Origin of the sequence: Veillonella sp. CAG:933 (assembly GCF_000431435.1) — a bacterium.
In the GTDB taxonomy this organism is placed as follows: domain Bacteria; phylum Bacillota; class Negativicutes; order Veillonellales; family Veillonellaceae; genus Veillonella_A.
On the sequence record NZ_HF986203.1, the window covers coordinates 22,359 to 35,055 of the forward strand.

General features: G+C 43.3%; 11 protein-coding genes and 3 tRNA genes. All 14 read right to left on the reverse strand.

From position 1 onward, the window contains the following. Positions 1–1,194: phage portal protein (locus tag QZL64_RS07275; RefSeq protein ID WP_296309439.1), on the reverse strand; the 1,194-nt coding region annotated here is incomplete at its 3' end. Further along, the gene (locus QZL64_RS07280; RefSeq protein WP_021841352.1) at positions 1,175–2,455 is read right to left on the reverse strand and encodes a PBSX family phage terminase large subunit; all 1,281 of its coding nucleotides are present in this window, start codon (positions 2,453–2,455) and stop codon (positions 1,175–1,177) included. The genes QZL64_RS07280 and QZL64_RS07275, both read right to left, overlap by 20 nt. Further along, the gene (locus tag QZL64_RS07285) at positions 2,448–2,882 is read right to left on the reverse strand and encodes a terminase small subunit (protein WP_021841353.1); all 435 of its coding nucleotides are present in this window, start codon (positions 2,880–2,882) and stop codon (positions 2,448–2,450) included. The genes QZL64_RS07280 and QZL64_RS07285 overlap by 8 nt, the downstream gene beginning before the upstream one ends. A 105-nt stretch (positions 2,883–2,987) precedes the next feature. Further along, positions 2,988–3,062: transfer RNA gene (locus QZL64_RS07290), tRNA-Ile, on the reverse strand. 3 nt (positions 3,063–3,065) lie between these two features. Beyond that, a tRNA-Asn gene (locus QZL64_RS07295) sits at positions 3,066–3,140 on the reverse strand. A 3-nt stretch (positions 3,141–3,143) separates the two neighbouring features. After that, a tRNA-Ser gene (locus QZL64_RS07300) sits at positions 3,144–3,232 on the reverse strand. Between the two features lie 146 nt (positions 3,233–3,378). Continuing rightward, positions 3,379–3,819 (reverse strand): sigma-70 family RNA polymerase sigma factor, encoded by a 441-nt coding sequence (locus tag QZL64_RS07305; protein WP_021841354.1) that lies wholly within the window; start codon positions 3,817–3,819, stop codon positions 3,379–3,381. 180 nt (positions 3,820–3,999) lie between these two features. Further along, positions 4,000–4,458 carry a hypothetical protein gene (locus QZL64_RS07310; RefSeq protein WP_021841355.1) on the reverse strand — a complete coding sequence of 153 codons (459 nt, stop codon included), beginning with the start codon at positions 4,456–4,458 and terminating at the stop codon, positions 4,000–4,002. A 3-nt stretch (positions 4,459–4,461) separates the two neighbouring features. Next, complete coding sequence (locus QZL64_RS07315; RefSeq protein WP_021841356.1) at positions 4,462–5,841, reverse strand: SNF2-related protein; 1,380 nt, start codon at positions 5,839–5,841, stop codon at positions 4,462–4,464. After that, positions 5,838–6,122, reverse strand: a complete 285-nt coding sequence (locus QZL64_RS07320) for a VRR-NUC domain-containing protein (protein ID WP_021841357.1) — start codon at positions 6,120–6,122, stop codon at positions 5,838–5,840. Before QZL64_RS07320 ends, QZL64_RS07315 begins: the two co-directional genes overlap by 4 nt. Before the next feature lie 361 nt (positions 6,123–6,483). Further along, positions 6,484–8,901, reverse strand: coding sequence for a virulence-associated E family protein (locus tag QZL64_RS07325; protein ID WP_021841358.1), 2,418 nt, complete (start codon positions 8,899–8,901; stop codon positions 6,484–6,486). Beyond that, a complete protein-coding gene (locus QZL64_RS07330; protein ID WP_021841359.1) occupies positions 8,898–10,562 on the reverse strand; it encodes a PcfJ domain-containing protein in 1,665 nt (554 codons plus the stop codon). Before QZL64_RS07330 ends, QZL64_RS07325 begins: the two co-directional genes overlap by 4 nt. A gap of 14 nt (positions 10,563–10,576) precedes the next feature. Further along, on the reverse strand, positions 10,577–10,915 hold the full coding sequence (locus tag QZL64_RS07335) for a hypothetical protein (RefSeq protein WP_021841360.1): 339 nt from the start codon (positions 10,913–10,915) through the stop codon (positions 10,577–10,579). A gap of 14 nt (positions 10,916–10,929) precedes the next feature. Then, the coding region (locus QZL64_RS07340) for a DNA polymerase (RefSeq protein ID WP_296309442.1) at positions 10,930–12,697 on the reverse strand (1,768 nt) is incomplete at its 5' end.

Below are 12,697 nucleotides of genomic sequence, written 5' to 3' on the forward strand. Positions count from 1 at the left end.
CGTCTGAATAATATTTTGTAGCTTAATACCTTTAAATCGGCATATCGCTCGGATAAATTGATTAAAGCTTAACCGGAACTCGGTTTCCATGAGGCCTGCTTTCAGTTCCAGTAACGCGTATAAGAACTTCATAGCTTCGCCGCTAGTCCCGTCGAGTCCTTGCATTTCCGGATCAATACCCTGGCCCATAGTGAATATAGACTTACGAGTAATCTCTAACGCCTTTTCGCGAGCCTCGACCGGAATATCAATTGTTAACGTCGACACACCGGATTTATCTTCACTGCCGATGGAGTCGACTTGAATCGTTTTATAATACTTAAGGTCCCGAATAAATTCATTGAGATTTTGACCACTGTAGTTAGTTAATACGAAGATAATCTCTTGAATGTCTTCCAGGTCATTAATAAACCCGCTATATGTTTTATCATACGCATCGATTAGTCGTTTGATGCGGTCTAAATCGCTATAGCAGTTTCCATTGTTCTTAAACGGAATGAAAGGTACTTCACCGAGGTCATGAACAAATTCATTGGCTGCTTCTGATTGATTCTTTTCCATAAATATAGAGAACATATCGTATGGATTTAAGCCTTCGTTAATACTCAGAGACTTTTCCTTACGATAGGCTCTGCATATCGTATCATCCCAAATTTCAAACACATCATACGCATCACCGGTAGCCACATCAAGCTCTTCGTAACAACGTACAGCCGCTTGCAGATTATGTTCTAAGGTGGTTCCCCAAATAGGTATAATTTGTGCTGACGGTACAACACCCCATTTGAATTCATTGTCATCGATCCAATAATGGAGCCAAGCAATACCAGCATTCGACGCATTAACGCATAATTCTTTAGCATTTTTTTCATATGTATCACCTAATACCTCGGTCACTTGCTTGTTCTGTTCATCTGTCCCCACATCAAAGCTAGGCGGCGATGAAAACATATAACCGGCCTTTTGGTCCACTAGTAAACTATGAAATGCCGATGGAATACGATTGTCTGCATTTCGCAATTCCGGTTTTTCTTTATCTGCTTCTTTTTTCTTCTTTTCGTTCAAAATATCATTCTGATTTGCATAATACCGGCGAGCGGTTGCATCGGCCATTGCAAAATTTAGGTGACCGGCAATGAAGGTTTCGAGTAGTTTCTTCGCACCAGCTAACTTATCATTCGTCCCCGTTTCCAAAACTTATCCCTCCTTTTCTAATTTTAATCAGCGGTTCCAAGGCATACCGCATGGCATCCATTAAATGGTTAAAATCATCAATTGGCTTATTCAGTTTTTTACCGAATTTATCTTCGTCCCAAGCGTAGTTCATGATTTCGGTTATGAAATTCACGCAGCGAGGGTGGATGATAATCTTATAGTCTTGTAATACCTGAATTCCGGCATTAACGCTATCCTTGCCTTTTAAGGCCGCAGTAATACGTCGCAATCCTAATCTCCTTAAATGCACAATAGACTTAGGCTCCGCTGAATCAGCTCGAATACGTTCCTTAGCATAGCCCATACGAGTAATCGTTTCTGCGATTTCGTCATTAGTTAGGCCTTTTTGATACATCTCATCAAACACATAAATCTCTTTAGCGGCCGTATCAACTAGCCCGCAAAACAGTGCCGACGGATCATTGGTAAAACCGAAGTCCAATCCAAAGAAGCTTTGAACGTACTGCCGTTTACTAATCTCAGCAACATCGAATACTTGCTCTTCCCAATTTTCGTACACAAGCCCTTCAACGATACCCCAATCACCTAATCCAGCGACTTTATATCGCCGTGGATTGTTTCGTTTCATATCCTCGAATACTTTGATGTCTGAAGGACTTAAAAACTCATTACAGGTGTAATTTGTTGTAAGGGCTAATACATCAGGGCTCTTCGTATCAAAAAATCGCTTCTTAAGCCAATGACGCTCATTCCACGGATTAAAGGTAATCGTGATTTGATGCCACAGATTCGGAGGTAACTGGCCACGAATTGATTCATTCAGCATATCAAAATCTTCTTCATTTGTAATCTCGTAGGCTTCTTCAATCCATAACCAACATAACGAACCTGATTCCACAGCCACCGAAGTAACCTTAAGCGGATCGTCTAATCCCCGGAATAAAATCTTTTGGCCGGTAGCAATAACTGTAATCTCAAGAGGGCTTTCTGTAAACCGGAACAGATGATAACACTTCAACCGTCTAGCCGCCCACTTAAGCTGTGCATAACAGCTATCTTTTAAGGTGCGGAATACCTTACGAACCACTAATGCATTCGCTTCAGGGTACTTTAATATATTTTTGATAAGGTCCAGTGCAGCCGTTGCTGATTTTTTGGATGCACGACTTCCTTTTACAACACGGTACCGGCCTCGGAACCGTATAAACTGACCATACCCCGCTCCAAATATCTCAGGTAATCGTACCGGTTGATATTTGGTCGGGTCATAGTTAATCACTAATATCATCCTCTCCGACAAATATTGGCATTAGTTCCCCGGACATTTGGACCTTATCAGTAAAGAGTTGATGGCGCTTACCCATCAGCTCAGCCGCTTTTAATCGATCACGAGCGGATATCTGCTTAGTCATAATCTTAGCTTCGCTATATCCGTCTCCTGAGCCCTCAACCACTACAACTTCTTCATCGAGCTCACCGCGCATGGCCTTAGATAGCATCGCCTCCACTTCTTCAGCGGTGGCAATGGTTTTCTTAAACTCTTTGGCTCTTAATTCTTGAATGCGGCTTTGAACTTCAACATTTTTCAACAATCGCTGTCCTATGCTATATGCCGTACGTTCGCTATATCCGGCTCGTATAGCGGCCTGTGTTGCATTAAAATCTACCTGATATTCAACACAAAACTTTTCTCTTTTTGGCGTCACGTCATCACCTCCTTTTGGGCAATAAAAAATGCGGGGTATTCTCCCGCTGCAGCTAGTTCTAGCTAGCCTCTTACACCGCAAAATGAAATTACATCTCCGGCTTACTGGTGGATCCTGTAGGATTCGGACCTACGACCATTCGGTTATGAGCCGAGTGCTCTACCACTGAGCTAAAGATCCATGTGGCTGCCTAGATAGGATTCGAACCTATAACCGGTCGGTTAACAGCCGACTGCACTACCATTGTGCTACTAGGCAATGTGGCGGAAGAGGTAGGATTCGAACCCACGCACGTATTAACGTCTCGCTGTTTTCAAGACAGCTCCCTTAATCCACTTGGGTACTCTTCCATATTACAAGAAAAGCATCCTTTCGGATGCTCGTCTTGCTCACCATAGGCATTTGTTGAGGAGTGTACAATCATTACTAGCTTCATTCGCTTCTTTCTACAGTTTACATGATATCACAGACCTAGGGGGTAAAAACAGGTAAACTTTTATTTCATAAAAACGTCGTAAAAACTTTCAAGGGCCTTCTTATGATTGTACTTAATACTTTCATAGGCCATATGCCAATCTACGGCGATACGCTCCAAACTATGTCCTTGAACGTATTTACTTCGCAGTAGTGTACGATGCCGGGAATCCGGTAACTGGGAAATAATGTTAAATAATCGAATTTGTTCTTCTACAATTCGCTCATTCTCAATCTCTATAAGTCCTTGAAACTCCGTTATTTTCTTAAGAATCGTTAGCGTCGGTTCCCGTCCTCCACCGCTCACTCGTTCACCGCCGATACTACATTCCGGCAATCCATCTGGAGCTGCATCTCTCAATAAATCACAGAATTGTTCTCTTAACGCTTTACGCTCTTTTTCCATATCCCTAAGTTTTGATAATTCTAACCGTGCTATACGACGTTTTTCTCTTGGTTCCATACTCAAGTAAATCCTCCAAACCCACTTTAATCATGTAAACAGCGTTTCAAAGATTACAGCCAATACTAAGAATAATAAGGGGACTAGTGTCGGCGATAACACCAGCCACCAACTAAGACTGACGAGTCCCGTGAGTTTCAATACAAGCATTATCACCTGTAATACGAATATCCACATTCCTTAAACTCCCTTCATTGATTCGAACTCAATAGACCTAATCTGCTCCCACCCGGTAATTTGCCATTCGCTAGGTTCGTCACGTATTGTAAATTGGCTTTTACCTTGCCAGTAACACTCATACGGTTTAGCTGAATCAGGATTGTATTTATAGAAATGTCGTCGTACCCAAGGTTCTGTATCATTGTGCCTAACAAGCACCAGTGTATTAACGGGTACCAATGCCCATATCATGTCCCCCACTTCAAGATAGATATCCAGTATTCTATCGATTTGAAGATCCTCGAATGCCTCTCTCGCCCAATTTAATCCGACACACTCTGCGATTTCCTTCTGTGTTTTGTCAGACCTGTCTTTATACGCCCATATGTTATCATCTCGGACACGAAGTATATATCGGTACCCTAATCCACATAGCATAGCCATAATACCTTTTTTTAAATCATCTCTATTTGAGTTCATACGCTACTCTCCTTTCATCGTGTCATATAATGACCGCCTATATTTAATCGCTTCCAGTAATTCATTCTGACCCGCTTCTTTTCTAGCGATAGCTCGCATAACTTGCTCGTCCATCGTGCCGGTAGTTACCAAATGGTGTATAATCACGGTATCCTTTTGCCCTTGACGATATAATCGTGCATTGGCCTGTTGATACTGCTCCAAGCTCCACGTTAACCCATACCATACGATAATATGCCCTCCGGCTTGTAAATTAAGTCCGTAGCCGGCTGAAGCCGGATGTGCGAGTAGCATATCAATATGTCCATTATTCCAATCCGCTACATCGGCATCCGTTTTTAATTCTCGTGCATTTGGGAACGCCTTCTTGATTGCAGTTAAGTCGTGACGGAAATTATAGAATACCAACATCGGCTTTCCTGCATTTGTATCGGCCAGTTCTTTCAGCACTTCAATTTTCTGCTCGTGAATTTTCGTGCAATGCTTGTCATCGTCGTACACATACCCATTAGCCATCTGTAACAGTTTATTCGCAACAGCTGCGGCAGTTAGTGCAATTATTTCACTATCTGAAATTGCCAATACATGCTGTCGCTCCATCATTTGATATAAGGCTTTTTCTGCATCCGTCATTTCGACTCTAATAACATTTTCGATGCGTTCCGGTAACGATAAATAATCCGCTGCCTTTAAACTCATGCACACCGATTGCAGGCGTTTATAAATATCCTTTTCCGCCGATGCCTTTAACCGGTAACTATATACAACGTGGCCGTTAGTTTTATCCGGTACAAAATACCTATCGCGATATTCGGTAATCGTGCGACCTAATCGTTCGCCACCGTCCAGTAAGTAGATTTGAGACCACAGGTCCATCAGTGTGTTTGGTGCCGGCGTACCGGTAAGGATGACGATTCTATCAAACAAGCCTCTGACTCGTCGTAGCGATTTGAAACGTTTGGCCCTGGGATTCTTAAAACTGCTACTTTCGTCAACGACCAACATATCAAATGGCCATTGTTTTATAGTATGCTTATAGTAATCACATAGCCAGGTAACATTTTCACGGTTAATCACGTATACATCAGCCTTAGTATGCAAGGCGTCGATACGTTGCTTAGCGGATCCTAACACCTTTACAATTTTAAGATTCTTGGTATCGTCCCACTTAGTAGCTTCCTGCACCCAGGTACTTTCCGCTACTTTCTTTGGTGCGATTAGTAATACTTTTGTCACCTCAAACCGGTTGTTGATTAACTGATTAATGGCCATTAGAGTACAAATACTTTTACCCAGGCCCATGTCAAGTAACAGTCCGTAGTGTGTATTAGCAACTATCCGGTCAATAGCTATCGTTTGATAGGGATGCGGGGTAAACTTCATAAGCCCGCCTCTTCAAAGAAGTTAATTACGCCTTCCTTGCCCCGCACCACACAAACCTGGGCGTTATGCTCTTCCAATCTGCCAATCTGCACCTGTTGCGTAGGGGATAGGTGGCCCTTCGTTGTCTTTAATTCAATAAAATGCACCCGACCGTTCTTAGTGATTAAGATTCTATCCGGCACTCCGTCATTACCGGGGGATACGAATTTATAAAATAGGCATCCTCTTTTTCGGGCCTCTGATTTCATAAAGGCCTCGACTTGCTTTTCAGTCCATTCCATATACACCATTCCTTCGAACATTCGTGTGTAGCCAATGTAGCCAATTATTGGCCAAAACTATATATAGGCTATTTTTTAGATATACACTAATATATATACACGCGTATATACAATAATATAATATTTATAATTAATTAGTAATAATTGGCTACATTGGCTACATTACACATATAGATATAATAGCAATCATACTTTAAGCCGTAGCCAATTCCGTGACCAATCCCGTAGCCGTAGCCAATTTTATAGTTCATATCTATAATCTTCTATGTATAGAGGAGTATAATTATTATATCTATAAAATTAGATATAATAATTGGCTACGGTAATTGGCTACACCTCCGGAACACCGTTTTCGATAAAATCACGGCTTATTGTGTCCTCTGTCCGAGGGCACAAACGCTTTTTGCACACCGTACAATTTGCCAAATCGTAGTTTACCGGAGCCCTTATTGTACGGCTCCCACCCCGATATTGATTGCAGAATATCAATAAGCTCACGGGCTTTAGCATTTGATAGTGTTTTACGGTCACCGCTCAACACTTCACACCAAATCTCAAGGGCACATACCTTTTCTCGTGGTTTACCGCCAGACTCTTCATCGTAAGACTCCAGATAAGCTCTCCGGTCGTATAAGTCTTTACTATCCCAGTTAGCTGGCAATAACACTGACAAATACTCTTCGATGAGTCCTGTAAGTTCGGAGCCCTCTGTATGTGACTGCTGATTTTTAATGGCTTCTTGCTCCAGCTGCTCATCTAATACAAGTGACTCACCGTTAGCCCACATCATAAAGGCCTCGGCCCAGATTTGGTCCACCTCATCTTTTGATAAATCCCACGAGTTACACACCTTCCGACGCTTATCACCACTAATCGGCCAAAAGCGTCGGTTACCGGTACGATCCTTCAAAAACAGTAAATTATTTGTGGAGCCGGCGAACACGCACTGCCTTGGGTATTCTTCCGTTCGGCGGCCATAAGGCACTCTAAAACGGTCCGTCGTGCGACTCAAGAACGCCTTAACAATCTCGTTATCGTTTTTATACGTGGGAGATAATTCGGCTAATTCATTAATCCAGGCACCCTGAATCTGTTCCAGGGCGTCCTTAGTTTTGATATCCTGTAAGGTATTGTTAAACCATTTACCGCCCAATCGTTCCAAAATAACCGACTTACCCAGCCCTTGTTCGCCGTATAATACGATGGCCGTATCAAACTTGATACCAGGTTCCATAACGCGGGCTATGGCTCCACACAGCCATTTTCTCGTAACGGCCCGAATATACGGAGTATCTTCGGCACCGATAAAGTCGATGAATAAGGAATCGACGCGTTCCGTACCATCCCAATTAAGAGAGGTCAGGTATTCACGGACCGGGTGAAATTTATTTTGGTTCATTACCTCTGTAATAGCATCATCGATAATGCCTTTGCCCTTAATTTGGTATACGGTAGATAAGTAATTGCGTATACAAGCATCATCAGTATCACCCCATAAATCGCTACCGTTTACCGTACGCCACGGCAGATTACCGAGCACTACGATACGGTGTGCGAACTCGTCTAGACCGAATCGATTTTTTAGTTGAGGATCATGCTGCATAATCCATATACAGTTATACGGATTCGATTCGGGGACACCGGACTTAGTACGCTGTAATTTACGCATCCAGCTATCATCGGTATCGTCGCCGGTTAAGGACTCAACGTCGTCAAAATCGTTGGTATACTTAGCCGCTCGCTCTTTATCCAGTAGCACCGGTGCGGCACCGTCTTCGTTAACAAAGTTCATCATCGCCTTGAACGACGGCCGTGCATCGGCCCTTGTTTTAGCATCGCAGTCTTCATCGAGAGAGCCGAATTTATGGATGCGAACCAAATCGAAAGCATTGGCCAACTTACCGCTTAACGGGTCGGTGCAGTGATGACTATAGGCGAACGTGTCATTGTCATATACGACAAGCCCGGCCACGGTAGAACCGGCACGGTAGGTATATCGATTTGGCGTATCACATGGAGCGTATATATCCGGTAAGAATTTATCGATAGCAGCTGTTATACTGTAACTTCGACAGAAGGCACCGATGAGTCCGGACTTGGCCAACGGATTACCTTGCTTTTTGGCACTATGAGCCATGAGCGTTTCAGCTCTTGAGCTTGTTGGCCAAAGGCTAACATCCGTCCAATCTGTATACGTGGCCAATATATCATCTACCGGTAACAGTGCACCTTCGTGATGCTGAAAGACGTACTCCACGTCTTTCGGATGACTTGGCCAATACATAAGCCGTTCCGGCTGGTGCGTCGACGGGTCGAAGGATTCTATCCCTATCGATTCAGCCATTCGTCGTGATACCGCTTGAAACTCATCCGGTAGCATTGGTCTATCCGTTGGAATAATAATTCGATATCGCGGTTGTTTCGTTGTGTGACTATGTGTGCTATATAATACATATTCGTAAGCATCCAGAACCAAATCAAGCATTACGAGGAAATCATCGTCCGGGCTATCCGCATCAAGCGTCAACAGATATCGCTGTTTTACGGCTCCGTTAACGCGTCGACCGTTTTTAGGGATATAACCACCAACGAACCCACCTACATCTTTCACGCCGCCCTGCTGTGCCTTTGTCATCCGCTTATATTCGGATGCCGTTTCTTTTGTTACAGTAGCCTTGCTTAGTTGTGTTACGAGTTCAGACCATTTTAATTCTTGAGTCTTCCAGCTACGGGCGTAGCGATTTGTGCCCGTAGCTATTTTTATAACAATGTCGCTCAAATCGCCGTGCCTCCTAACCTTGCAATATCGTAATTATACTTAAACGCATTGAGCTTAACTTTATCGGCCCAATCAATCACGGCTTTATTCAATACCGGATCTTCTCGCACTGGATGATTACATGCCAGTTTTGCCTGATGAATCAATACAAAGGCTTGCCCGTCATCTCGCGGCGTTACCTCGATACACGCCTGCAATTCGTCGTTTTTCGAGACCGCTACAATAGCAACTAGCCCATTAACAACTCTATCCGAATATGTTGCCACGCAATTATGTAGCTTAACGCCCATATCCACTAATTCGTGAGTTTCCTTAGGCACTGTAAATTGGTATCCGTCAATCGTTGCCTCGAGGCGTGTATACAATAAAGACTGTTGAATATGTTTATTTTCATACTTTTCTTTTTGGGACAATGAAACTAGTGCATTATGTACATCTCTTGCCTTAATTCGTTGTGCCCAAAAGCCTTTACGATTTTGACGGGACAAGCGGAAATACGTTTCGGCCGAATCGCGTAAATGGTAAAAGTCTTTAACAGAGGTTACTAAATTTACGGCGGCACCTTCCCCACGAACATAGCGATAAATCGATAAAAACTCAGGTAACCGAGTGCAAGCTCTGAACTGCCGATGATTACGACCGTACTCATTTTGCGATGCTTTAAAGAAAGAAAGTAATGTGCGTTCATAATTAGGATTATCCGAGAAAGCGTTTATTAACGATAGTACGTTGATAGCCCAGAACGGCCGAGTCTGTAATAATTGGCGAGTAAGCCTGTTGTTTTTTAGCCGATAGACTTTAATTAAAGCACTAATCCACGAAGTACCGGATCGAGTTAAATCTAATAGGTTATCCATAGGTTTTGCTATCTGGCTATATTGATTTTCAACATAATCCGACAAAAGCTCTTCACTTACTGCAGGCCCGTCCGGAGCAGCCATTCTAAATACCAGTGTATCGAACAGACCTTTAAACACACCAATGGAACACGACATACTAACCGATTGACGAATTCCCGGAACCTTATAGCCAACACGTTTACTTAACTTCTCCAAAAAAGCCTTTTTTAGAATGGTCGTAAACGATTTTAACTCTTCTTTATGTTCTACCAATAAGCTTTGATAAGTACCTCGTAACCAATAGAACGGTGTAGTAGAATCAAAGTATCCCGGTGGTTTGAAATCTGGAATAACTTCAATTACACTGCTGCGGGCAATGCCACGCCGAATGTAGAGCACTCGACGCTGTTTAAAATCAAATCGTACTATATCCGTTCGTTTAGATTTATGCCCTTTTATAATTTGACGAAGGCCTAGGTCCCCATCAACAATTACCGAATCATATTTAAAAATCACGTCGATTTCGGTTCTGCGACTAACTATAGATAGGTCCATAGTTAAAGGAATACGATTCTCGTCTTCAGCATTTATAGTAAATGTATCGCAATTTACCTCTTGGCCACAAAATGGGCAATGATAGTTATCTGAATAATAGGAATCGACTTGCACAGAGAAACCGTTTGGATGCATTGGCCAATAACAAGTAAAACTTCCTCCACAATTAACGTGATATTGAATAGCCGGTTTCCACGTTCCTATTTGTTTCCGTCGTACGACTTCAAATAACCGTGGCACCTTTAGCTGAAATAATACCGTACTCATACATTGCTACCGTCCTATAATAAATCATCAAAATCATCTGTTTCTTGAGCGACTTCCGGTTCTGCCGGAGCTTCTGGTGCAGTAGCCGGTTCTTCAACAGGTTCCGTTTTTTTCTTCCGGGTAGTGCGTTTTTTCGGTTTTGTTTCGGCCGTAGTTTCGGTGTCTTTAGCATCCGCTTTTTTGGATTCTTCTTGTTTGGCCAGAACTTCGAGCCCTAGCTTGCAAGCAGTTAAGCACCCGTCGCAATAATCGAGAGCGGCTTGTTTACTATCACCGTCTTCAGCTTGTAACACCAATTCACGTAAATATTTAATAGCTTCTTCTTGTTGCTTAATCTGCGTCTTGCCAATCATGATAATTCCTCCTCTTAATCTTTCATGTAATATGGATTTTCAAAGCCCGCTGCATTTAATATCAAACCGTCACACCACGGTTCCGGTTCACACATGATCTTAATTACCTCATCCAAACTACCGACGCCTACCGGTGCTTCTATGACCACTTCATCATGGATGTGAGCACAGATTTTATAGCCATACTTATATAGTCGGTACATTGCACCGGCTAAGCAGTCACGCGCAATGGCCTGCACAATGTTTTCTGTTAATTTACCGCCATAGGTTTCGAGGCGTTCCCATTTGTTGGCCATCTGATTCATGCCCATACAGGTAATAGACTCTCCACCAAAACGATTTTCTCCGATGCGTGGTTTTGTATATGCCAATCGACGGCCACTCGGTAATGTGATAAATAAGGCACCGTCTCTACGTTCAAATCGTAAGCCTCGATGCATAAGAATTACCGGACCGCCTTTTTTAATAGCTTCCTTGGCCGCAAAATCTACATCATTCCACAGCTTAATGATTCGAGGTGATGCAGCACGCCATTTTCTAACAATATCCGGCAATTCGTCTTCGGCGATACCGCCTTTTAGAGCGCCCATTGCAATCAATGCTTTTACTCCACCGCCATAACCGAGGGCTAACTCAGCCACTTTTCCTTTTTGCCGGAGATGTCCATTCACACCATGCTTTTCGACTGGTACGTGGAACATATTAGAAGCTGATGCACAGTAAATATCGCCACCTTCGGCGAATACTTTCTGGCGCCATTTTTCGCTACATAACCAGGCAATCACACGGGCCTCGATAGCACTGAAGTCGGCCACAATGAAACGGTGCCCCGGTTCAGCCACTAAGGCTGTGCGAATAAGCTGAGACAGTGTATCAGACACATCTCCATATAGTAACTCAAACATCTCTAAATCGCCTTGCTTGAGGGCGTCTCTAGCGGTGTCCAAATCCTCAAGGTAATTACGCGGCAGATTCTGTAATTGAACGATACGCCCTGCCCAGCGTCCGGTTCTCATGGCTCCATAAAACTGGAGCATACCGTGAATGCGTCCGTCCGAGCATTCCGCATTCCTCATGGCCGCATACTTTTTCACGCTTGTTTTGCCAAGCATCTGCCTTAGTTCCAATACGCGACGGACGTCAGCCGGTAAATCCTCAGCCAATAAATCAGCCACTACAGCTTTAGTCATACCGGGGATTTCGTGCCCAAGTCGTTTTTCTATCCATTCTTTAAGTTGGAGCGGACTGTTCGGGTTTTCAAGCCCAGTCAAAGAACTGGCTTCGGCAGTTAGTTTACGCTTGAATTCATCGTCGAAAGCTAAGGCATTGTCTATCATTTTGTTATCAACGGCAATGCCGTTACGGTTAATGTCCAAGTCCATGAGCCAATACTCGTGTTCAATGTCCGGCGGTTTTAAGGGTAGTAGGCGGTTACGGATAGCCCGCTCAACTACAACGTCTTGCCTATTATATTCAATGTACTCAGCCCACCGTTCCGGATCGTGTTCCGGTAAATTACGGGTACGTCCTTTGTTTGATTTTGTTGGTTTACAAGGAACCGAAAAATACTGAATCAGTGATTTACCACGAGAGTCTTTTTCGACTCCAAGTTTTAACGCCTTAGATACAGCGTCCAAGGATGTAGGTAGAGAGCAATATAACGCTAGTACAGAAGTACACTCCCAGTTTGTAATGTCCATATCCGGATATATTTTTTGCAGACAGGTCATCTCAAAGGCGGCATTGAACGCAGTCTTTGTAATGTCCGGATTGTGAAGAGCC